This is a genomic window from Streptomyces sp. NPDC096324 (assembly GCF_044763015.1).
In the GTDB taxonomy this organism is placed as follows: Bacteria; Actinomycetota; Actinomycetes; order Streptomycetales; family Streptomycetaceae; genus Streptomyces.
This window is the reverse complement of record NZ_JBIWFK010000007.1, coordinates 488078-508330: the sequence shown is the minus strand read 5'-3', so window position 1 is coordinate 508330 and position 20253 is coordinate 488078. Positions and strand designations below refer to the sequence as shown.

Below are 20253 nucleotides of genomic sequence, written 5' to 3'. Positions count from 1 at the left end.
GGGAAATCTTCATCTGCGGCAGCCGCCGCTCCTGCCGGGAGCGGCGGCTGCCGCGTATCAAGGACACATGGGAGACACGGACGTGACGACCGACGCCAATGCGCCCTGGCTGATCGTGGGCCTCGGCAACCCGGGCCCCGAGTACGCCATGAACCGGCACAACGTGGGCTTCATGGTGGCCGACCTGCTGGCCGGGCGGATCGGCGGGAAGTTCAAGCGGGCGGGCAAGGCGCAGGCCCAGGTGATCGAGGGGCGGATCGGACCGCCCGGCCCGGCCAACCGCCGGGTGATCCTGGCCAAGCCGATGTCGTACATGAACCTGTCCGGCGGCCCGGTGACCGCGCTGCGGGACTTCTACAAGGTGCCGACGGCGAACATCGTGGCGGTCCACGACGAGCTCGACATCGACTACGGCGTGCTGCGGCTGAAGCTGGGCGGCGGCGACAACGGCCACAACGGTCTGAAGTCCATGACGAAGGCGATGGGCGCGGACTATCACCGGGTGCGGTTCGGCATCGGGCGTCCTCCGGGCCGTATGCAGGTCGCGGACTTCGTGCTGAAGGACTTCGGGTCCACCGAGCGCAAGGAGCTGGACTACTTCGTCGACCGGGCGGCGGACGCGGTGGAGTGTCTGGTGATCGAGGGCCTGGAGCGGGCCCAGGGCACGTACAACTCCTGACGGGCGGCCCGTGAGGACCCCGGGAACCGCGCACGCGGGCCGGGCGGCCGGGGCCCGGTGGTCGACGTACGCGCACAACTGCCGACTTGTCCCCCGCCGGGGTTGACCCAGCGCGCGGCCATGGCCAATGATCCCCGCCATGCGTGCCGTCACCTCACGTCAGAGCGCGTTCGCGGCGCTGCGTTTCGGACAGCTCGCGGCGATGGGCGTGGTCACCGGGCTCATCCTGATCGCGGGCGTGTGGGCCTCCTGGGGCACCGCGCAGCACGTGATGCTGAGCAAGGGCCGGGAACAGGGCACGATCGCGGTGCGGTCGTGCTCGGGGGACGTCTGTACGGGTCCGTACACGCCGGCGTCGTCCGGTTCGCGGGCACGGGCCCATGTCGTCATCGACGAGTCGGTGGCGGTGGAGAAGGGCCGGACGTACACGGTCACGGTGAAGCCGGGCAGCGACGAGGTCGTCCGCAGCGGCCCGGCCGGCCTGCTCTACGCCTGGGTCCCGCTCGGGGGCGCCCTGCTGCTCGCCTCGGTCGTGGTGGCGGGCGGTCTGCGGCTGACCCGCGTGGCCTGGCTGATGGCGGGCACGGGGATGGCCCTGCTGACGGCGACGTTCCTGGTCGTGTAGGCGGACACGCGGCACGGACACATGAAGGCGCCCTTCGCGCTCGTACGGGTACGAGCGCGAAGGGCGCCTTCTCGTCCGTCCGCCGGTGTCCGGCGGCGCCGACTCAGCCGGTGTTGCGCAGGCCCGCCGCCACACCGTTGACGGTCAGGAGCAGGGCCCGCGAGAGCAGCGGGTCGGCCGCCTGGCCGGCCGCGGCCTCGTCGCGCTGACGCTTGAGGAGCGCGACCTGGAGGTAGGAGATCGGGTCCAGGTAGGCGTCGCGGATGGCGAAGGTCTGCTGGAGCACCGGGTGGGTGTCGAGCAGCTTCTCGCCGCCGGTGATGCGCAGCACCTCGCGCACGGTGAGCTCGTGCTCGGCCTCGATGGCGTCGAAGACGTGCTTGAGCTCGTCGGGGACGAGGGTGTCGACGTAGTGGCGGGCGATCCGCAGATCGGTCTTCGCGAGGGTCATCTCGACGTTCGAGAGGAAGTTCCGGAAGAAGTGCCACTGCTCGTGCATCTCGTCGAGCACGGTGTCCAGGCCGGCCTCGCGCAGCGCCTTGAGGCCGGAGCCGACGCCGAACCAGCCGGGCACGATCTGCCGGGACTGGGTCCAGCCGAAGACCCACGGGATGGCGCGCAGTCCGTCGAGTGAGACGCCCGAGCCGGGGCGGCGGGAGGGCCGCGAGCCCAGGTGCAGGTCGGCGAGCTGGTCGACCGGCGTGGAGGCGAGGAAGTACGTCGGCAGGTCGGGGTCCTCGACGAGCCTGCGGTAGGCGGAGTGGGCGGCGTCGGAGACGACGTCCATCGCCGCGTCCCAGCGGGCCAGCGCCTCGTCGGACTGGCGGGGCGCGGTGTGCAGGGCGGACGCCTGGAGGGTGGCGGCGACCGTCAGTTCGAGGTTCTCGCGGGCGAGCGAGGGGACCAGGTACTTGTCGGAGATGACCTCGCCCTGCTCGGTCACCTTGATCTCGCCCTCCAGGGTGCCCCAGGGCTGCGCGAGGATCGCGTCGTGCGAGGGGCCGCCGCCGCGGCCGACGGTGCCGCCGCGGCCGTGGAAGAGCCGCAGACGTACGCCGTAGCGGTGGGCGACGTCGCGGAGCCGGCGCTGGGCGCGGTGGATCTCCCACTGCGAGGTGGTGATGCCGCCGAACTTGGAGGAGTCGGAGTAGCCGAGCATGACCTCCTGGACGTCCCCGCGCAGCGCCACGAGCCGGCGGTACGAGGGGTCGGAGAGCATGTCCTCCAGGATGGTGTCCGCGGCCTTGAGCTCGTCGGTGGTCTCCAGGAGCGGCACGATGCCGATCTTCGCCCAGCCGGCGTGCAGGTCGAGGAGTCCGGCCTCGCGGGCGAGGACGGCGGCGGCGAAGACGTCGTCGGCGCCCTGGCACATCGAGATGATGTACGACTCGATGACCTCGGGCCCGAAGATCTTCAGGGCCTTCTTGACGGTCTCGAAGACGCCGAGGGTCTTCTCTCCCGCGGCGTCGAGCGGCGCGGGGGTGGGGGCGAGCGGCCGCCGGGAGCGCAGTTCCTTGGCGAGGAGCTTGGCGCGGTAGTCGCGCGGCATGTCCACGTAGCGCCAGGACTCCTCGCCGAGGCGGTCGAAGAGCTGGCCGAGGGCGTGGTGGTGGGCGTCCGCGTGCTCGCGTACGTCCATGGTGGCGAGCTGGAGGCCGAACGCGGCGAGCGTGCGGATGGTGCGGTTCATCCGGCCGTCGGCGAACAGGGCACCGCGGTGCTCGCGCAGCGAGGACTGGATGAGGGTGAGGTCGCGCAGCAGCTCGCCGGTGCCGAGGTAGTCGCGGCCGTCCTCGTGGGGCGTGCCCTTGGCCAGGCGGAGCTTGGTGTTCTCCAGCTTCTGCCGGATGCAGGTGGCCTTGAGGCGGTAGGGCTCTTCGGCGTTGAGGCGCTTGTAGCGGGGGCTGATCTCCGGCAGGCGCTCCAGGTCGCACTGGAGGGACTCCAGGAGCTCCTCGGTCGCGCCGGTGTAGCGGATGGAGTTCGACAGGAAACCGCGGAGCTCGTCGATGAGTTCCAGGGCGTCGTTGATGCCGTGCTCGTGCTGGAGGATCAGGACGTCCCAGGTGACGTCCGGGGTGACGTTCGGGTTGCCGTCGCGGTCCCCGCCGATCCAGGTGCCGAAGGTGAGGGGACGGGTGTCCTCCGGGAGGGCGACGCCGACGCGTTCGAGTTCGGCGGTGAGGTCCTCCAGGACGTCGCCGACGGCGCCGGCGTGCAGCTCGTCCAGGTAATAGATGGCGTTGCGGGCCTCGTCGGCGGGCTCGGGACGCACGACGCGGAGCTCGTCGGTCTGCCACACGAGGTCGATGTTCTCGGCGAGGCGGGTGTCGTACCGGCGGCGGTCGGCCTCGATGACGGGGGTCTCGAGGAGCGCGGCGATGCGCCGCAGCTTGTTGAGGACCGAGCGCCGGGCCGCCTCCGTGGGGTGGGCGGTGAACACCGGGCGGACGTTGAGGTTCTTGACCGTCTGGCGCAGGTGCTCGGGGTCGGCGTCCTTGAGCCGGTCGGCCGTACGGGCGAGGAGGCCGCCCTCGGCGGCGCGCTTGGCGCGCAGCTCGCGGCCGCGGTGCACCTGCTCGGTGACGTTGGCGAGGTGGAAGTAGGTCGAAAAGGCGCGGACCAGCTTGGCGGCGGTCTCCAGCTCGGTGCCGCGCAGCAGCTCGGCGGCGGCCTCGCCGTCCTCGCGGGTCAGGCGGCGGACCTTCTCGACCAGTTCCAGTAGCTCGGGACCCTCCTGCCGTACGAGGGTCTCTCCGAGCAGGTCGCCCAGGCGGCGGATGTCGGCGCGCAGTTCGCTGCTGGTCGTCGTGGTCTGGTCGTCGGCACTGCTCACAGGTGCGGCTCCTTGCAGTGGTGAAGCTCGTCTGAAGAGTGGGGGAATCTCGTCTGAAGCTCGGCTGGGAGGGAACCCGGGTGACGACCGCGCGCGGCGGGTGCCGCTTGAAGAGGTGGCATCCGGGAAGAAATCAGAACGGACCGCGCTGTCCGACCGATACCAAGGATAGGTGTCCCCTCGGACGCGCAGGCTCACGGGCTCTTGCCGCCGGGCTACGCGCTGACATACTTACGACGCCGTAGGTTACGGACCCGTAGGTACTCCCGTCGGACGACGGGGAGACCCTGGGTTTCGCACCCGGACACTCTTCCCCGCCGTTCCTCACCCTCGAACCCCACAGGGGACGCCCATGACCACGAGTTCCGATGTGATCGACGACGCCCCGCGGGCGGACGACGGCACCTCGCTCCCCGCCGCGACCCTCGGCGGCGAGAAGAAGGGGTCACTCGAACAGATCACCCTTCTCCTCTTCATCGCTGTTCCGTTCCTGGCTCTGCTGGCGGCGGTGCCGCTGGCCTGGGGACGGGGGCTGAGCTGGCTGGACGTCGGCCTGCTGGTCTTCTTCTACTACCTGGGCTGCCACGGTGTGACGATCGGTTACCACCGCTACTTCACGCACGGCTCCTTCAAGGCGAAGCAGCCCCTGCGGATCGCGATCGCGGTCGCGGGATCGATGGCGGTCGAGGGCCCACTCGTGCGCTGGGTCGCCGACCACCGCAAGCACCACAAGTTCTCCGACGCGGAGGGTGACCCGCACTCGCCGTGGCGTTACGGCGAGACGGTCCCCGCGCTGATGAAGGGCCTGTGGTGGGCGCACATCGGATGGATGTTCGACGAGGAGCGGACCTCGCAGGAGAAGTACGCGCCCGATCTGGTCAAGGACCCGGTGATCCGGGCGATCTCGCGTCAGTTCCTCCTCTGGACCCTGCTCTCGCTGGCCCTGCCGGCCCTGATCGGCGGTCTGGTGACGATGTCGTGGTGGGGCGCCTTCACCGGATTCTTCTGGGGGTCACTCGTCCGGGTCGCGCTGCTGCACCACGTGACCTGGTCGATCAACTCGATCTGTCACGCGGTCGGCAAGCGTCCGTTCAAGTCGCGTGACCGTTCGGGCAACGTGTGGTGGCTGGCGGTGCTCTCGTGCGGGGAGTCCTGGCACAACCTCCACCACTCCGACCCGACGTCCGCCCGGCACGGTGTGGACCGCGGCCAGATCGACTCGTCGGCGCGGATCATCCGCTGGTGCGAGCAGCTCGGCTGGGCCTACGACGTGCGCTGGCCGTCACGCTCGCGTATCGATTCGCGCCGCAACGACGACGGGAACAACTCCCGACGCAAGACGGAAACCGCTGAAGCGGCATGATTGACGGCGTGGCGACCGACTCCAGCAGCACCCCGAGCAGCAACGAAAAGCCGCGGCGCGCGCGCCGCACCCGCATGACCGGCGCCGAGCGCCGTCAGCAGCTGCTGGAGATCGGCCGCACCCTGTTCGCGGCCAAGGGGTTCGAGGGCACGTCGGTGGAGGAGATCGCGGCCAAGGCCGGTGTCTCCAAGCCGGTGGTCTACGAGCACTTCGGCGGCAAGGAGGGTCTCTACGCGGTGGTGGTGGACCGCGAGATGCGGCGACTCCTCGACATGGTGACCGGGTCGCTGACGGCGGGCCATCCGCGGGAGCTGTGCGAGCAGGCGGCGTTCGCTCTCCTGGACTACATCGAGGAGTACACGGACGGGTTCCGCATCCTGGTCCGTGACTCCCCCATCCCGCAGTCGACGGGTTCGTTCGCGTCCTTGATCTCGGACATCGCCACCCAGGTGGAGGACATCCTGGGCCGCGAGTTCAAGAGCCGCGGCTTCGACTCGAAGCTGGCGCCGCTGTACGCCCAGGCCCTGGTCGGCATGGTCGCGCTGACGGGCCAGTGGTGGCTGGACGTCCGCAAGCCGCGCAAGGCGGAGGTGGCCGCGCATCTGGTGAATCTGGCGTGGCACGGCCTGGACGGCCTGGAGCCGAAGCCGCGCTTGATAGGGCATCGCAAGGCCTAGGGCGTAAGTCCCACCCCCGGCCCGGTCTCGGCCGGGCTCGGCCCGAGTCGCCCCCGGCCCCCCGCGCCGGGGGCGACTCGGCGCTTCACCGCCCGGTCCGGCTCCCCGCGCCGCAGGCGGCTCAGCCCGGCGCCGGGTCCGGCTCCAGGAATTCGAGGCGGTTGCCGACGGGGTCCTCGGAGAAGAAGCGCCGGTGGCCGGGCAGGTCCTCGTCCCAGACGACGGGGAAGCCGGCGGCCTCGATCCGTGCGGCACAGGCGTCGATGCCTCTGACACGCAGTCCGGGGTGGGCCTTCTTCGCGGGACGGAAGGACGCCTCGATCCCGAGGTGCAGCTCGACGGCCCCCGCCCGGAACCAGCAGCCCCCGCGGGCGGCGAGGACGGGCGGCTTGGGCGTCTCGGTCATGCCGAGGGCGTCGGCGTAGTACGCGCGCAGCCGGTCCTCGGAGCCCGGCGGGGCGGCGAGCTGGACATGGTCGAGCGCGGTGAGCATCAGGCCTCCTTGCGGGCGACGGCGAACAGCCGGCGAAACGGCAGGACCGTGCCGTACGGCCGGGCGGGGTAGGCCTCGCGCAGCAGGTCCCGGTAGGCGCCGAGGAAGGTGTCCACGGCCTCGGGGTCGTCCGCGAGGGCGGTCAGCACGGGCCGCAGCGCGGTCCCCTTCGCCCAGTCGAGCACGGGGTCGGGACCGGTCAGCAGTTGCATGTACGTGGTCTCCCAGACGTCCGTCCGGCAGCCGGCGCTCTCCAGCCGGTCCAGGTAGACGAGCGGGTCGTGGACCGAGTCGGCGGGGCGGAGGGTGTCGCCGAGGAGGCCTTTCCAGCGCGGGGAGGTGGCGAGTTCGCGCAGGAGGACGTGCAGCGGGGCGTCGGTGTTGTGCGGCATCTGGAAGGCGAGGGTGCCGCCGGGCGCGAGGGCGTCGAGCCAGCCCGGCAGCGCGTCCAGGTGTCCCGGCACCCACTGGAGGGCGGCGTTCGAGGTGATCAGGTCGTACGTCTCGGTGGGCGCCCAGTCGGTGAGGTCGGCGTGGGCGAAGTCGAGCCGTCCGCCGCCGGCCGTGGGACCGGCGTGCTCCTCGGTCCTGGCGAGCATGTCGGCGGAGTTGTCGTAGCCGGTGATGCGGGCGGTGGGCCAGCGGGCGGCGAGCTGGACGGTGACGTTGCCGGGGCCGCAGCCGAGGTCCGCGATGCGGGCGGGGTCGCGCGGAAGATCGGAGACCTGGGCGAGAAGGTCGGCGAAGGGGCGGGCCCGGTGCCGGGAGTGGCGCAGGTACTGACCCGGGTCCCAGGTGGGTGTGGCAGCCATGGGTGGCCTCCTCGAAGTCGCCGCGGGGTCGCGGACCGCTGGAGGGGCGGCGGTGACCGGACCGTTCGGGTCTCCAGCCTCACAGGAAATATATCTCGACGTCAAGAGACTCGCTGTCGAGAAACTCCACATCAAGAGACTTCATGTCGACACAACCACTACACTGATCGTCATGGAGGACGAGGTCGATCGGCTGGTCGCTGCGTGGCGCCGGGAGCGCCCGGACCTCGACGTGGAACCGCTCGAGGTGCTCAGCCGGGTGAGCAGGCTGGCCCGGCACCTGGACCGAGCGCGCCGGCTCGCTTTCGCCGAGCACAGCCTGGAGCCCTGGGAGTTCGACGTCCTGACGGCGCTGCGGCGCGCGGGATCCCCGTATCAGCTCTCTCCCGGACAGTTGCTGACCCAGACGCTCGTCACCTCCGGCACGATGACGAACCGCATCGACCGTCTGACCAAGAAGGGTCTGGTGGAGCGCCTCCCGGACCCGAGCGACCGCAGGGGCGTGCTCGTGCGTCTCACGGACGAGGGGTGCGACCGCGCCGATCAGGCGCTGGCCGGTCTGCTCGACCAGGAGCGTGCGATCCTCGCCGAGCTCAGCCGGGCACAGCGCGGTGAACTGGCCGGACTGCTACGCCAGTTGACCGCCCCGTTCGACAACATCCCCGGTTAGGTCGACGGGTCCGACACCGGCACGTCTGGCCAGGGCGACGGCGGCGAGGGTGGAGTGCACCCCGAGCTTGCCGAGGACGTTCTGCATATGGGTGCGGACGGTGTGCGGCGACAGGAACAGCCGCTCGGCCACGGCCTTGCGCCCGAGCCCGGCGACCATGCACCGCAGCACCTCGCGCTCGCGGGGCGTCAGCGACTCGACGAGCCGCTCGCTCTCGGTGCGGTGCTTGCGCGCGGCGGTGAGCTCGCGGAGCACCCCGGTCAGCAGGGCGGGCGGCAGATGGGTCTCGTCGCGCAGCACACCCCTTATGACCGTGAGCAGGCGCGACAGCGAACAGTCCTTGGCGACCCATCCCGAGGCTCCCGCCTGGAGGGCGAGCGCGGCCCGGCGCGGGTCGTCCTTCTCGGCCAGCACGACGGTCCGTACGCCCGGCTGTCCCGAACGCACTCCGGCGACCAGCGAGATGCCGTCGACCAGGCCGTCCTCGTTGCTCTCCTGGACGGGCACCGCCGGGCGCATGCCGGGCACATTGCCGCCCAGGTCGGCGTCGACGAGCAGCACGTCGAAGCGGCGGCCCTCGGCCGCCGCGCGTTCGAGGCAGCGCAGCGCGGCCGGACCGCTGCCGGCGGCGGACACGTCGACATCGGGCTCGGCCGCGAGCGCGGCGGCGAGCGACTCGGCGAAGATGCGATGGTCGTCGACGACCAGTACTCGGATGCGAACCACAGAAACCCCCACTGTCGGGGGACGATCCGTACGGGTACGGCGCCTGAGGTGATCCCGGGTCCGCTTGCGACCCGGAAAACGGGGTGCCTCCGCCGCACGGCCGCCGCCGTGCTGGAAGTGCTACCCCCACTTCGGGCGTCGTACCCGACTGTCTCGCCCCCTGATCAGCACCGGCCCCCACCGGCACTGCCCATCAGAGTACGGGCGAGGGCGGAGAGCGGAAGGCAATTTGCAGAACTGGTTGGCCAGCGCGTTTATGGTGAGCCGTATGTTTCGTATCGAGACAGGAGACGACAAGGAGCGGCGGGATCTGCTCCGCAGACGGCTGCTGGACACGAACACGGCGGCGTCCCCGGTGCTGCGCGCGCTGCGCGGAACCCCGGCTGAACGGGAACTCCCGCTGCACGTCTGGGCCTTGGACGAGGCCGGCGCCCTGGCCGGCGGCCTGGCGGGCCACACCTGGACGACGTGGCTGCACGTGACCTACCTGTGGGTCGACGACCGCCACCGCGGCACGGGCCTGGGCACCCGGCTCCTCGCGCGGGCCGAGCGGACCGCCACCGAGCGCGGCTGCCACGCGGCCCGCCTGGAGACCTGGGACTTCCAGGCCCCGGACTTCTACCGCAGACACGGCTACGAGGTGGTGTCCGTGATCCCCGACTACCCCCCGGGAATCACGGAGTACACCCTGACGAAGCGGTGGAGTCCACCCTCTTCCGGCGACTGAGAATTCCAGCACGCGTTTCAGCCCCTCCGGCGTTTGAGGAGCGGGGGTCCGGGGGCGGAGCCCCCGGGTACGGGGCGGAGGGGGCGAAACAACCCGAGGTCAGCCGACCCGCCGGGCACCCGCCGAAGGAACAGCCGGAAACACCCGCGGAGCGGTATGGCCCGCCTCGGCAAAGGCCTCCACCACGGCCTTGGTGACACCGTCGATGTCGGCGGACTCCACCAGCACGACAGCGGACCCCCCGAACCCACCCCCCGTCATACGGGCCCCCAACGCACCGGCGGAGTTCGCCGCGGAGACCGCGAGATCCAGCTCGGGACAGGAGATCCGCAGATCGTCCCGCAGCGAGGCATGACCGTCCGTCAGGACCGGCCCGATCGCCCGCACGTCCCCCGCGTCCAGCAGCGAGACGACCAGATCCACCCGGTGGTCGTCGGAGACGACATGGCGGACATAGCGCCGGACGCGTTCGTCGGAGAGACGGGCGAGCGCCACGTCGAGCCCCTCGTAGGGGACATCGCGCAGATGGGACACCCCGAGCTGCCGAGCCCCCTCCTCACAGCCCGCCCGCCGCTCGGCGTACGCCCCGTCACCGAGCGCGTGCTTCACCCGGGTGTCGACGACGAGGAGTTCGAGACCCTGGGAGGCGAGGTCGAAGGGGATCTGGCGGATGGAGAGGTCGCGGCAGTCGAGGTGCAGGGCGTGGCCCTCGGTGCAGCACGCCGACGCCGTCTGGTCCATGACCCCGCAGGGCACGCCGACGAAGTCGTTCTCGGCGCGCTGGGCGAGCCGTGCCAGCTCGGGCCGGGTGAGCCCGAGTCCGTACAGCTCGTCGAGAGCGAGGGCGGTGACGACCTCCAGGGCCGCCGAGGAGGACAGCCCGGCGCCGGTGGGGACCGTCGAGGCCAGATGGATGTCCGCGCCGGCGACGGCGTGTCCCGCCTCGCGCAGCGCCCACACCACCCCCGCCGGATAGGCGGCCCAGCCGGTGTCCGACCGGGGCGTCAGTTCGTCGACGCGCAGTTCGACGACGGGTCCTTCGATGTCCGCCGAGTGCAGCCGCAGCACTCCGTCGGACCGGCGGGACACCGCCGCGACCGCCGTGTGCGGCAGCGCGAGCGGCATCACGAACCCCTCGTTGAAGTCCGTGTACTCGCCGATCAGGTTGACCCGGCCGGGCGCCGCCCAGACGCCCTCGGGCGCGGCGCCGTACAGCTCCTCGAAGCCCTCACGTACCCCACGTACCCCTACCTGCTCCACCCGCTCCACCCGCTATCCCTTCGCTGTGTTCTGTGCGAACTCCCACGCGTCCGCGACGATCCCCGCGAGATCCGCGCGGGACGGGTTCCAGCCGAGCCGCTCCCGGGCGGTCTCGGCCGAGGCGACCAGGACCGCCGGGTCCCCGGCGCGGCGCGGTGCCACGACCTCGGGGATCGGGTGTCCGGTCACCCGGCGCACCGTCTCGATGACCTCGCGGACGGAGAAGCCGTTGCCGTTGCCGAGGTTGCAGATCAGGTGCTCGCCGGGGGTCGCGGCCGAGAGGGCCAGCAGGTGCGCGTCGGCGAGGTCCGCGACGTGGATGTAGTCGCGGACACAGGTGCCGTCGGGCGTCGGGTAGTCGTCGCCGAAGACGGAGATCGCGTCGCGACGGCCCTGCGCGACCTGGAGGACCAGCGGGATGAGGTGCGACTCGGGGTCGTGCCGCTCGCCGCTCTCGCCGTAGGCGCCGGCCACGTTGAAGTAGCGCAGCGAGACGGCGCCGAGTCCGTGCGCGGCGGCCTCGCCGGTGATCATGTGGTCGACGGCGAGCTTGGAGGCGCCGTAGGGGTTGGTGGGCCGGGTCGGCGCGGACTCCACGATCGGGGTGGTCTCGGGCTCGCCGTAGGTCGCGGCGGTGGAGGAGAAGACCAGCGTGCGCACGCCCGCGTCGCGCATCGCGGCGAGCAGGGCCATGGTGCCGCCGACGTTGTTGTCCCAGTACTTCTCGGGCTTCACCACGGACTCGCCGACCTGCGAGAACGCGGCGAAGTGCAGGACGGCGTCGTACGAGGGGTCAAGCCACTTGGCGGCGTCGCGGATGTCGCCCTCGACGAAGGCGGCACCGGCGGGCACGCCCTCGCGGAAGCCCGTCGAGAGGTTGTCGAGGACGGTGACCTCGTGGCCCGCCTCGATCAGGTGGCGCGCGACCACGCTGCCCACATAGCCGGCTCCACCCGTGACCAGGTACTTCCCACTCATGAACTCGCTACCTCTCGCAGTCGCTGAGCCGCGGATTCCGGCGGCACGTCGTTGATGAACACGTTCATGCCGGACTCGGAACCCGCGAGGAACTTCAGCTTGCCGGAAGTGCGGCGAATGGTGAAAAGCTCGAGGTGGAGCGCGAAGTCGTCCCGGTTGACGCCTTCGAACTCCTCCAGCGGGCCGAAGGGAGCCTGGTGCCACGCCGCGATGTACGGCGTCGGCGGCTCTCCGGCCCCTTCCTCACCACCGTCCCCCGCGTCGAAGATCCGGTCGAAGCGTCTCAAGAGTTCCAGATAGACCTGGGGGAATTCTGTGCGCGCGTCCTCGTCGAGGCCGAGCAGGTCGGGCACACGGCGGCGCGGGTAGAGGTGGACCTCGTAGGGCCAGTGGGCGGCGTACGGGACGAAGGCGACCCAGTGGTCGCTCGACAGGACGATCCGGGAGCCGTCGGCGAGTTCACGTGCGAGGACGTCGTCGAACAGATTCTCCCCGCCGGTCGCCTCCTTGTGCGCGGCGAGGGAACGCAGCATCAGTGCGGTACGGGGGGTGGTGAAGGGGTAGCCGTAGATCTGCCCGTGCGGGTGACCGAGCGTCACGCCGATCTCGGCGCCGCGGTTCTCGAAGCAGAAGACCTGGTGGACGGAGGGCAGATGGGAGAGTTCGGCGGTGCGGTCCGTCCAGGCCTCCAGGACGAGGGCCGCCTGTGCCTCCGTCAGGTCCGCGAAGGACGCGTCGTGGTCGGAGGTGAAACAGACGACCTCGCAGCGGCCGGAGTCGCCGGCCAGCGAGGGGAAGCGGTTCTCGAACACGACGACGTCGTACGAGGAGTCGGGGATCTCGCTCAGCCGGTCGCCCGAGGACGGGCACAGCGGGCACTCGTCGGCCGGGGGGTGGTAGATGCGCCCCTGGCGGTGCGAGGCGATCGCGACCGAGTCGCCGAGCAGCGGGTCGCGGCGCACCTCCGAGGTGGTGACGGTCGGATCGAGCGGGCGCCGGTCCACCGCGTCGCGCACCTGGTCGTCGCCCGCGTCGTAGTAGATGAGCTCACGACCGTCGGCGAGCCGGGTCGAGGTCTTCTTCACAGTCGGACTCCCCATCAACACCCGATCAAACCTTCAAACATAACCCAACACAACAAACCACAAGCCACCACGACAGTCAACGTCACAATCAAACAAAGGACACCATCGGAAGGGCGTATTTCCTGAATGCGGAGGCATGCGTCCCGCTCCGACTGGTTCACGCGACGAAGCGAGTTCTGATGCAGTCCCCCACACATCCGCCCCAACCGGGCGCCCTGCTCGCCGCCGAGCTGCGTCTCCCCACGAACGCACTCGACTACACAATCCTCGGCATCTACTTCGTGGTCGTCCTGGGCATCGGCTTCGCGGCCCGCCGCTCGGTGCGGACGAGCCTCGACTTCTTCCTGTCCGGGCGCTCACTGCCGGCCTGGATCACCGGCCTGGCGTTCATCTCGGCCAACCTGGGCGCCACCGAGATCCTCGGCATGGCCGCCAACAGCGCGCAGTACGGCGTCTACACCGTGCACTGGTACTGGATCGGCGCCATCCCGGCGATGGTGTTCCTGGGCCTGGTGATGATGCCGTTCTACTACGGCTCCAAGGTCCGCTCGGTCCCCGAGTTCCTGCTCCTGCGCTTCGACAAATGGGCGCACCTGCTGAGTTCGGTCCTGTTCGCCTTCGCCGCCGTCCTCATCGCCGGCGTCAACCTCTACTCGCTCGCGATCGTGGTCGAGGCGCTGCTCGGCTGGCCGCAGTGGGTGGCCATCGTGGTCGCCGGGTTCTTCGTCCTGGCGTACATCACGCTCGGCGGTCTGTCCTCCGCGATCTACAACGAGGTGCTCCAGTTCTTCGTGATCCTGGCGGCCCTGATCCCGATCGCCGTGCTCGGACTGCACCGGGTGGGCGGCTGGGGCGGTCTGACCGACTCCCTCGACAAGACCCACGGCGCCGACTTCACGACGGCCTGGGGCGGTACGGGGATCGGCAGCGACAACCCGCTGGGCGCCAACTGGCTGACCATCGTGCTCGGCCTCGGCTTCGTGCTGTCCTTCGGCTACTGGACGACGAACTTCGCCGAGGTGCAGCGCGCGCTGTCGGCCAAGAACCTCTCGGCGGCCCGGCGCACCCCGCTGATCGCGGCCTACCCGAAGATCTTCATCGTGTTCCTGGTGATGATCCCGGGCCTGGTGGCGGCCGTCCTGGTCCCGAAGATCGGCACGCCCGGCTCGGATCTCCAGTACAACGACGCGATCCCGTATCTGATGCAGGAGTTGCTGCCGAACGGTGTCCTCGGCATCGCGGTGACCGGTCTCCTGGCCGCGTTCATGGCGGGCATGGCGGCCAACGTCTCGTCCTTCAACACGGTCTTCACGACCGACATCTGGGCGAAGTACGTGATCAAGGACCGTGAGGACTCCTACTACGTCCGCTTCGGCCGGCTGATCACGGTGATCGGTGTCCTGGCGTCGATCGGCACGGCCTTCCTGGCCTCGTCCTTCTCCAACATCATGAGCTACCTCCAGACGCTCTTCTCCTTCTTCAACGTGCCGATGTTCGCGGTCTTCATCATCGGCATGTTCTGGAAGCGGGCGTCGGTGAAGTCGGGCTTCTGGGGCCTGCTGGCCGGCACGACGGCCGCGATGGTGAACTACTTCGTCCTCTACAAGCGGGGCGTCATCGGCTTCCCCTCCGACCAGGGCGCCAACTTCGTCTCCGCGATCGTCGCCTTCGTGGCCGGTGGCGTGGTGATGGTCGGGGTCTCGCTCTTCACCGCCCCCAAGCCCGCGCGGGAGTTGGAGGGCCTGGTCTACGGCACGGTGTCCCCCGGCATGGCCGAGCCGCCCGCCGCCGGTGACGACGCCTGGTATCGCAAGCCCGCCCTGCTGGGCTGGGGCGCGATGATCCTGGCCGCCGCCTGCTACATCCCGTTCTCGTTCTGACCTCGTTCCGACGAGTCCAGGCCCGTCCCGACGAGGGAGAAGAGACAAACCATGTCCGACTATTCGGAAAGCGACGCGCAGCGCCAGGTATCGGACCTTGAGAAGAAGTCCGCGACCGCCGCCCGTCTGTTCGACATCCGCCGCATCATCGGCGGCCTGTTCGTGATCTACGGGATCATCGTCACCATCGCCGGCATCACGGCCTCCGACGCCGACCTCGCCAAGGCCGGCGACATCAACATCAACCTCTGGACAGGCCTCGGCATGCTCGCCCTGGGCCTGTTCTTCCTGGCGTGGCTGTGGCTGCGCCCCTTGCCACCCACGGCGTCGGAGAGTCCGACCGAGGATCAGGCTCCGCCGGAGGTCTGACACCCGACGCCTGACCCCCGACGCCTGACCCCCGGCGTCCGGGGCCGGGGTTCCCAGGGAGCCCCGGCCCCGGCCCATGGCGCGCACCTTCACCAGGCTCTTTACCTCGTCTTCACTCTGTGATCAACTTCGCTGACGTGTACAAGACGGCCTCTGGGGAGGGGCCGTGGGGCAGGGGAGAGTCAGCGATGCACACCGCCGCAGCGGAAACGGTTCAACCATGCCCCGAGTGCGGGACCGAGATCCGAACGGACGCCCGGTTCACCACGTGGTGCGCCGCCTGCGACTGGAACGTCGATCCGGAGCGGGCGGAGGAGAAGCGGGGACGGCTCGCCAGAGCCCGGCGCGCCCAGGCGCGGCGGCACGGTGAGCGGCTGCTGGCGGAGCTGAGCGCCGGCGGGAACCTGAGTGCCCACCGCGACACCTCCTCGCTCCTCGCCGTGGCGCTCTCGCTGGTCGTCCACGCCCTGACCTTGGCCGTGACCGCCGGTGGCGTCTGGTTCCTCGTCACGGGATGGGGCGGCTGGGGCATGATCCCGGGCATCTTCCTCCTCGCACTGGCGTGGTCGCTGCGGCCCCGGTTCGACGGGCTGCCGAAGGACACACCCGTCCTGCGCCGCGCCGACGCGCCCGAACTCTTCGCGCTCGTCGACGAGATCGCCCGCGTGGCCGGCACCCGCGGGGTCGACGCGATCGCCGTCGACAACCGCATCAACGCGAGTGTCGCGAGCTACGGCGTGCGGGGCCGCCGGCTCCTCACGCTGGGGCTGCCCCTGTGGGAAGCCCTCACACCGCAGCAGCGGATCGCGCTCCTGGGCCACGAAATGGGCCACTACGTCAACGGGGACACCCGTCACGGTCGGGTCGTCGCAGCCGCCTTCCGTTCGCTGATCACCTGGCACTACTACTTCGAACCGGTCGACCACGAGCCGCTCGACGACACCGGCGCGCTCACGCTCCTGCTCAACGTGCTCTACGTCCTGCCCCGGCTGCTCGTCCGCGGCATCCTGACGCTCCTCGACCAACTGACCCTGCGCGCCACTCAGCGGGCCGAATACCTCGCCGACCGTGTCGCCGCCCGCACCGGTTCCACCGAGGCCGCGCTGGAACTCATGGACCATCTGCTGATCGCGGACTCGGCCGCCGTGACGCTGCGCCGCGAGGTCAACCTCGCGGCCCTGAGCGGCCCGCGCCGCACAGGGGCGTCCGCCGACCTGACGGACGGGCTGTGGGAGCGTCTCGCCGCGGACCTGGCGTCCGTGCCGGACCACGAGCGCGACCGTCAGCGCCGGGCCGGTGTCCTGAGAGGTCACAGCGTCGACGACTCCCACCCGCCGACCCATCTGCGCCACGCCTGCCTGCTGATCGGCGAACCCGTGCCCCCGGCCGTCACGACCGACACCGAAAGGGAGCACCGGATCACCGGTGAACTGGCCGTCGCGCGCGCAAGGGTGGCCCGCCAGATCATCCGGGACGGCTACTGACGAGCTGGGCCGCCGCCAGCTCGCACCACACGTACTTGCCGGTGTCGCCGCCCTGGCGCAGTGGATGCCAGCCCCAGTCGTCGGCGCAGGCGCGGACCAGGACCAGGCCCCGGCCCGCTTCGGCGTCGGAGGCGACCGGCAGGTCGTACGGCGGCGGCAGCGGGCTCGCGTCCCAGGCTCCGATCCGCAGCACCCCGCCCCGCCAGGCCAGCCGCAGGGCCGCCGGGCCCTTCGTATGCCGTACGGCGTTGGAGACCAGCTCCGCCGCCAGCAGCTCGGCGACGTCCGCGAGACGGATCAGGCCGTGCAGGGTCAGGACCAGGCGCACGGTACGACGGCAGACGGTGACGGCGCGGGTGTCGTGGGGGATGTGCAGCGCGTAGGTCCAGGGTTCGGTTGCGGACATGCGTGAACTCCGGTTCAGGTGTGGGGAGTCGAGAGGTCGCTTCGGGCGCGGGCGGTGGCAGTGTCACGGCCGTCGTGGCAGGACGGCGTGGTGCGCTTCCGGGTACCCCGAGGTTCCGCAGCGTGTGCGTCGCGTCACTGACGGTAGGGTAGGAATTCCTACCCCTGCAACCCTCACGCGTAATCTGACACTCGAACGGGGAAGGCAACCTTGCCCGCTTTCAGGGTCATTGAGGAGGCGGCACGGGATGACGATGCGGAATCAGCCCACGGCACGGCAGGTACGCCTGGGCACCGAACTGCGCCGACTGCGGGAAGCCGCAGGCAAGTCCGCGCGGGAAGTTGCAGGGCTGCTCGGCTCCAGCTCGACCCACATGAGCCAGATCGAAGCAGGCAGCTCAGGTATCAACGAGGAACGTCTGCGCAGGCTGGCGGCTCACTGCGCTTGCGCGGACGAGGAGTTGATCGACGCCCTCGCCGGGATGGCGGCGGACCGTACGAGGGGCTGGTGGGAGGAGTATCGAGGCGTACTGCCCACCTCGTTTCTCGACTTGTCCGAGCTCGACCACCACGCGGCGTTCCGCCACGACGTGGCCGTCATTCACGTTCCGGGACTTCTACAGACGGAGGACTACGCGCGCGCCCTCTTCTCGTACATGGCGCCCGAACTCCCTCGGAACGAGGTCGACGCCCGGGTGAGCCACCGGATGAAGCGCCGCGTGGTCATCGACCGACCCGACCCGATCCGCTACGAAGCCGTGATCCATGAGGCCGCGCTACGGATCCGTGTGGGCGACCGTGCGATCGCGCGAGCCCAGTTGGAACACGTCCTGGAGCACTCCGAATCGGAGCACGTCACCGTTCGAGTCATCCCCTTCGAAGTGGACGGCTTCGCCGGCGCCGGCAGTGCGATGGGCCATCTCGGAGGTCCTGTGCCCCGTTTGGACACCGTCGTACGCGACGCGCCACACGGCACCGGGTTCATCGATTCCGAGGCCCAACTGGCCCACTTCCGAACACTCTTCCTTAGGGTTGAGGAATCGTCACTGAACCCCGGGCGCTCGCGCGACTTCATCCGCAAGCTGGCGAAGGAACTGTGAGGCAACGTCATGGCCAACCCCGCCAACTGGCAGAAGTCCTCCTTCTCCGGTGGCGGTGAGGGCAACGACTGCCTCGAACTCGCCGCCACCCCCAGCCTCGTCCACCTCCGTGAGAGCGACACCCCGGACACCCGTCTCTCGACCGCCCCGGGCGCCCTTGTCCATCTCCTGAACCACATAAAGAACGGGATCCACGGGGAAGGCTGACCCCATGACCGACAAACTCACTGTCAGTGTTCTCGGCACCGGCATCATGGGGGCCGCCATGGCCCGGAATCTCGTGCGGGCCGGGCACGGTGTGCGGGTCTGGAACCGTACGCGGGACAAGGCCGAGCCGCTGGCCGCCGACGGCGCGCACGTCGCGGACACCCCTGAGGAGGCCGTGCGGGGCGCCGACGTCGTCCTGACCATCCTCCACGACGGCCCGGCCGCCCTCGACGTCATGCGCCGGGCCGCACCCGGGCTGCGCGCGGGAGCCGTCTGGGTGCAGTCCACGACCGCCGGGACCGAAGCCCTGGGCGACCTCGCCGAGTTCGCCGGCGCGCACGAGCTCCCCTTCTTCGACGCACCCGTCCTCGGGACGCGCGCACCCGCCGAGGCCGGGCAGCTCACCGTGCTCGCCGCCGGCCCGAGCGCGGCCCGCGACACCGTGACGCCGGTCTTCGACGCCGTCGGCGCCCGGACGGTGTGGACCGGCGAGGACGGCGCGGCGGGCAGCGCCACCCGGCTCAAGCTCGTCGCCAACAGCTGGGTCCTCGCCGCGACGGCCGCGACCGGCGAGGTGCTCGCCCTGGCCAAGGGCCTCGGGGTGGACCCGGAGGACTTCTTCGGCCTCATCGCGGGCGGGCCGCTCGACATGGGCTACCTGCGGGCCAAGGCCGACCTCGTCCTGGAGGACCGGCTGTCCCCGGCCAGCTTCGCCGTCACCACCGCCGAGAAGGACGCCCGTCTGATCGTGCGGGCGGGGCAGCGACACGGCGTACGGCTCGACGTGGCCGAGGCAGCCGCCGAACGCTTCGGCCGCGCCGGCGCCCTCGGTCACGGGGACGAGGACATGGCCGCCGCGTACTTCGCGAGCTTCGAGGAGGGCAGGCCCCCCTCCTCGTAGCACCGTCGGCTCATGGACCCGTGGAGCCCGTACGCCTCAGTGGACGGTGTCCGCGGGACCGTGGGGACTCTGGGCCGGGATCGGGCCCGCCCGGTCCAGCAGCCCGGTGCGGGCCGCGAGTGCCGCCGCTTCCAGGCGGGAGCCCACACCCAGTTTCATCAGGACCCGCTGGACGTGGGTGCGGGCCGTGGACGGGGCGATGCCCATTCCGGCCGCGATGAGCCGGGTGTCCTCGCCGTCGGCGACCCGCACCAGGACCTCCACCTCGCGGGGTGTGAGCATCTGGAGCAGCCGCTGGCCCTCGTCGTCGGGCTGGGCGGCGGGATTGAGCAGTTCGCTGAAGGCGCCCTGGAGCAGTTGCGGGGCCACGGCCGCCTCGCCCGCCCTCGCCTTCATGATCGCGCGTTCGACACCCTCGATGCGCTCGTCATGGCGTACGTACCCGGAGGCGCCGGCGGCGAACGCGGCGGCGATCCCGCGCGGGTTCGGCACCGGTCCGAGCACCAGGACCGCCACCTGCGGACGCTCCCGCTTGATCCGCACCACCGGATCGAAGATCCCCGGCTCGGCGGGTGTCGCCGTGCCGATCAGGCACACCTCGGGTGCCCGTGTGATCACCAGCTCCGCCGCCCCCGCGGCGGGCGCCGCCGCGGCGAGCACCCGGTGCCCGCGCAGCTTCAGAGCCGAGGCCAACGCCTCGGCGAGCAGTCGGTGGTCGTCGACCACCATGAGCCGGACTCCCATCAGGCAACCCCCCAGTCCCCCCGAGCATCCCCACTGGTTCCCCGTGGCTTAGGAGCCCCCCGGCTCTCCATCCCCCGGAAGCTACACGCTTGTTCGACGTTGCGCTTCCCCTACTGGAGAGAAGTGCCCCGGAATATCGAAATCCCAACCAATAGGAAGTGATGCGGGGTACGCGTGCGGCCCCGTCCCTGACCAGGGACGGGGCCGCACGCGGTGTTTCGGCCCGGACAAA

At 70.5% G+C, this 20253-nt stretch carries 21 protein-coding genes; 12 read left to right on the top strand and 9 right to left on the bottom strand.

Features of this window, described 5'->3' with window-relative positions; all coding sequences use genetic code 11:
* The first annotated feature begins 67 nt into the window (after positions 1-67).
* A complete protein-coding gene (pth, locus tag ACIQ7M_RS22140) occupies positions 68-679 on the top strand; it encodes an aminoacyl-tRNA hydrolase (RefSeq protein WP_355774909.1) in 612 nt (203 codons plus the stop codon).
* Between the two features lie 127 nt (positions 680-806).
* Positions 807-1304, top strand: a complete 498-nt coding sequence (locus ACIQ7M_RS22135; RefSeq protein WP_355774907.1) for a hypothetical protein — start codon at positions 807-809, stop codon at positions 1302-1304.
* A gap of 103 nt (positions 1305-1407) precedes the next feature.
* Here ACIQ7M_RS22135 and ppc read toward each other — a convergent pair whose 3' ends face one another.
* A complete protein-coding gene (gene ppc, locus ACIQ7M_RS22130) occupies positions 1408-4140 on the bottom strand; it encodes a phosphoenolpyruvate carboxylase (RefSeq protein WP_355761076.1) in 2733 nt (910 codons plus the stop codon).
* A gap of 352 nt (positions 4141-4492) precedes the next feature.
* Here ppc and ACIQ7M_RS22125 point away from each other — a divergent pair, with 352 nt between their 5' ends.
* Both ACIQ7M_RS22125 and ACIQ7M_RS22120 read left to right on the top strand, forming a co-directional pair.
* Positions 4493-5503, top strand: a complete 1011-nt coding sequence (locus ACIQ7M_RS22125) for a fatty acid desaturase (protein ID WP_355761079.1) — start codon at positions 4493-4495, stop codon at positions 5501-5503.
* Positions 5500-6180 carry a TetR/AcrR family transcriptional regulator gene (locus ACIQ7M_RS22120; protein ID WP_355761080.1) on the top strand — a complete coding sequence of 227 codons (681 nt, stop codon included), beginning with the start codon at positions 5500-5502 and terminating at the stop codon, positions 6178-6180. The genes ACIQ7M_RS22125 and ACIQ7M_RS22120 overlap by 4 nt, the downstream gene beginning before the upstream one ends.
* A 121-nt stretch (positions 6181-6301) precedes the next feature.
* On the opposite strand, the gene ACIQ7M_RS22115 is transcribed toward ACIQ7M_RS22120, so the two are convergent.
* Positions 6302-6673 (bottom strand): VOC family protein, encoded by a 372-nt coding sequence (locus tag ACIQ7M_RS22115; protein ID WP_403646817.1) that lies wholly within the window; start codon positions 6671-6673, stop codon positions 6302-6304.
* The gene (locus ACIQ7M_RS22110; protein ID WP_403646814.1) at positions 6673-7485 is read right to left on the bottom strand and encodes a trans-aconitate 2-methyltransferase; all 813 of its coding nucleotides are present in this window, start codon (positions 7483-7485) and stop codon (positions 6673-6675) included. The genes ACIQ7M_RS22115 and ACIQ7M_RS22110 overlap by 1 nt, the downstream gene beginning before the upstream one ends.
* 172 nt (positions 7486-7657) lie before the next feature.
* Here ACIQ7M_RS22110 and ACIQ7M_RS22105 point away from each other — a divergent pair, with 172 nt between their 5' ends.
* Entirely contained in the window at positions 7658-8155 is a 498-nt protein-coding gene (locus tag ACIQ7M_RS22105; RefSeq protein ID WP_261703948.1) for a MarR family winged helix-turn-helix transcriptional regulator, read from the top strand.
* Here the strand turns inward: ACIQ7M_RS22105 and ACIQ7M_RS22100 are convergent.
* On the bottom strand, positions 8114-8881 hold the full coding sequence (locus ACIQ7M_RS22100; RefSeq protein WP_355761089.1) for a response regulator transcription factor: 768 nt from the start codon (positions 8879-8881) through the stop codon (positions 8114-8116). The two genes, ACIQ7M_RS22105 and ACIQ7M_RS22100, sit on opposite strands and share 42 nt — an antisense overlap.
* 256 nt (positions 8882-9137) lie before the next feature.
* Between ACIQ7M_RS22100 and ACIQ7M_RS22095 the strand changes: the two genes are divergently transcribed.
* The gene (locus tag ACIQ7M_RS22095) at positions 9138-9608 is read left to right on the top strand and encodes a GNAT family N-acetyltransferase (protein WP_403646987.1); all 471 of its coding nucleotides are present in this window, start codon (positions 9138-9140) and stop codon (positions 9606-9608) included.
* A gap of 99 nt (positions 9609-9707) precedes the next feature.
* Here ACIQ7M_RS22095 and galK read toward each other — a convergent pair whose 3' ends face one another.
* The 3 genes from galK to galT are packed head-to-tail and all read right to left on the bottom strand — an operon-like array spanning position 9708 to position 12931.
* On the bottom strand, positions 9708-10868 hold the full coding sequence (galK, locus tag ACIQ7M_RS22090) for a galactokinase (protein ID WP_386981915.1): 1161 nt from the start codon (positions 10866-10868) through the stop codon (positions 9708-9710).
* Between the two features lie 12 nt (positions 10869-10880).
* Positions 10881-11846 (bottom strand): UDP-glucose 4-epimerase GalE, encoded by a 966-nt coding sequence (gene galE / locus ACIQ7M_RS22085; protein ID WP_386981912.1) that lies wholly within the window; start codon positions 11844-11846, stop codon positions 10881-10883.
* The gene (gene galT / locus ACIQ7M_RS22080; protein WP_355761098.1) at positions 11843-12931 is read right to left on the bottom strand and encodes a galactose-1-phosphate uridylyltransferase; all 1089 of its coding nucleotides are present in this window, start codon (positions 12929-12931) and stop codon (positions 11843-11845) included. Before galT ends, galE begins: the two co-directional genes overlap by 4 nt.
* Before the next feature lie 179 nt (positions 12932-13110).
* Between galT and ACIQ7M_RS22075 the strand changes: the two genes are divergently transcribed.
* The 3 genes from ACIQ7M_RS22075 to ACIQ7M_RS22065 all read left to right on the top strand — a co-directional run bounded on the left by ACIQ7M_RS22075 (position 13111) and on the right by ACIQ7M_RS22065 (position 16664).
* The gene (locus ACIQ7M_RS22075) at positions 13111-14811 is read left to right on the top strand and encodes a sodium:solute symporter family protein (RefSeq protein ID WP_403646809.1); all 1701 of its coding nucleotides are present in this window, start codon (positions 13111-13113) and stop codon (positions 14809-14811) included.
* A gap of 51 nt (positions 14812-14862) precedes the next feature.
* Complete coding sequence (locus ACIQ7M_RS22070; RefSeq protein WP_403646806.1) at positions 14863-15180, top strand: hypothetical protein; 318 nt, start codon at positions 14863-14865, stop codon at positions 15178-15180.
* A gap of 188 nt (positions 15181-15368) precedes the next feature.
* Complete coding sequence (locus ACIQ7M_RS22065; RefSeq protein WP_403646803.1) at positions 15369-16664, top strand: M48 family metallopeptidase; 1296 nt, start codon at positions 15369-15371, stop codon at positions 16662-16664.
* Here ACIQ7M_RS22065 and ACIQ7M_RS22060 read toward each other — a convergent pair.
* Complete coding sequence (locus ACIQ7M_RS22060) at positions 16645-17070, bottom strand: ATP-binding protein (protein ID WP_403646800.1); 426 nt, start codon at positions 17068-17070, stop codon at positions 16645-16647. The two genes, ACIQ7M_RS22065 and ACIQ7M_RS22060, sit on opposite strands and share 20 nt — an antisense overlap.
* A 247-nt stretch (positions 17071-17317) precedes the next feature.
* Here ACIQ7M_RS22060 and ACIQ7M_RS22055 point away from each other — a divergent pair, with 247 nt between their 5' ends.
* The 3 genes from ACIQ7M_RS22055 to ACIQ7M_RS22045 are packed head-to-tail and all read left to right on the top strand — an operon-like array spanning position 17318 to position 19277.
* On the top strand, positions 17318-18169 hold the full coding sequence (locus tag ACIQ7M_RS22055; RefSeq protein WP_403646797.1) for a helix-turn-helix domain-containing protein: 852 nt from the start codon (positions 17318-17320) through the stop codon (positions 18167-18169).
* Between the two features lie 9 nt (positions 18170-18178).
* The gene (locus ACIQ7M_RS22050) at positions 18179-18376 is read left to right on the top strand and encodes a DUF397 domain-containing protein (RefSeq protein ID WP_403646794.1); all 198 of its coding nucleotides are present in this window, start codon (positions 18179-18181) and stop codon (positions 18374-18376) included.
* A gap of 4 nt (positions 18377-18380) precedes the next feature.
* On the top strand, positions 18381-19277 hold the full coding sequence (locus ACIQ7M_RS22045) for an NAD(P)-dependent oxidoreductase (protein WP_355761119.1): 897 nt from the start codon (positions 18381-18383) through the stop codon (positions 19275-19277).
* Between the two features lie 36 nt (positions 19278-19313).
* Here the strand turns inward: ACIQ7M_RS22045 and ACIQ7M_RS22040 are convergent, their stop codons facing one another.
* Entirely contained in the window at positions 19314-20021 is a 708-nt protein-coding gene (locus ACIQ7M_RS22040) for a response regulator transcription factor (protein ID WP_355761122.1), read from the bottom strand.
* Between the last annotated feature and the right edge of the window lie 232 nt (positions 20022-20253).

What these genes read in the sequence shown, in the direction of transcription:
- ACIQ7M_RS22050 (WP_403646794.1), top strand. Translation starts at nt 18,179, where the DNA reads ATGGCCAACCCCGCCAACTGGCAGAAGTCCTCCTTCTCCGGTGGCGGT.
- ACIQ7M_RS22135 (WP_355774907.1), top strand. Translation starts at nt 807, where the DNA reads ATGATCCCCGCCATGCGTGCCGTCACCTCACGTCAGAGCGCGTTCGCG.
- ACIQ7M_RS22040 (WP_355761122.1), bottom strand. Translation starts at nt 20,021, where the DNA reads ATGGGAGTCCGGCTCATGGTGGTCGACGACCACCGACTGCTCGCCGAG.
- ACIQ7M_RS22075 (WP_403646809.1), top strand. Translation starts at nt 13,111, where the DNA reads ATGCAGTCCCCCACACATCCGCCCCAACCGGGCGCCCTGCTCGCCGCC.
- ACIQ7M_RS22065 (WP_403646803.1), top strand. Translation starts at nt 15,369, where the DNA reads ATGCACACCGCCGCAGCGGAAACGGTTCAACCATGCCCCGAGTGCGGG.
- ACIQ7M_RS22120 (WP_355761080.1), top strand. Translation starts at nt 5,500, where the DNA reads ATGATTGACGGCGTGGCGACCGACTCCAGCAGCACCCCGAGCAGCAAC.
- ACIQ7M_RS22045 (WP_355761119.1), top strand. Translation starts at nt 18,381, where the DNA reads ATGACCGACAAACTCACTGTCAGTGTTCTCGGCACCGGCATCATGGGG.
- galE (WP_386981912.1), bottom strand. Translation starts at nt 11,846, where the DNA reads ATGAGTGGGAAGTACCTGGTCACGGGTGGAGCCGGCTATGTGGGCAGC.
- pth (WP_355774909.1), top strand. Translation starts at nt 68, where the DNA reads ATGGGAGACACGGACGTGACGACCGACGCCAATGCGCCCTGGCTGATC.
- ACIQ7M_RS22110 (WP_403646814.1), bottom strand. Translation starts at nt 7,485, where the DNA reads ATGGCTGCCACACCCACCTGGGACCCGGGTCAGTACCTGCGCCACTCC.
- ACIQ7M_RS22095 (WP_403646987.1), top strand. Translation starts at nt 9,138, where the DNA reads ATGGTGAGCCGTATGTTTCGTATCGAGACAGGAGACGACAAGGAGCGG.
- ACIQ7M_RS22115 (WP_403646817.1), bottom strand. Translation starts at nt 6,673, where the DNA reads ATGCTCACCGCGCTCGACCATGTCCAGCTCGCCGCCCCGCCGGGCTCC.
- ACIQ7M_RS22060 (WP_403646800.1), bottom strand. Translation starts at nt 17,070, where the DNA reads ATGTCCGCAACCGAACCCTGGACCTACGCGCTGCACATCCCCCACGAC.
- ACIQ7M_RS22055 (WP_403646797.1), top strand. Translation starts at nt 17,318, where the DNA reads ATGACGATGCGGAATCAGCCCACGGCACGGCAGGTACGCCTGGGCACC.
- ACIQ7M_RS22105 (WP_261703948.1), top strand. Translation starts at nt 7,658, where the DNA reads ATGGAGGACGAGGTCGATCGGCTGGTCGCTGCGTGGCGCCGGGAGCGC.
- ACIQ7M_RS22125 (WP_355761079.1), top strand. Translation starts at nt 4,493, where the DNA reads ATGACCACGAGTTCCGATGTGATCGACGACGCCCCGCGGGCGGACGAC.
- ACIQ7M_RS22070 (WP_403646806.1), top strand. Translation starts at nt 14,863, where the DNA reads ATGTCCGACTATTCGGAAAGCGACGCGCAGCGCCAGGTATCGGACCTT.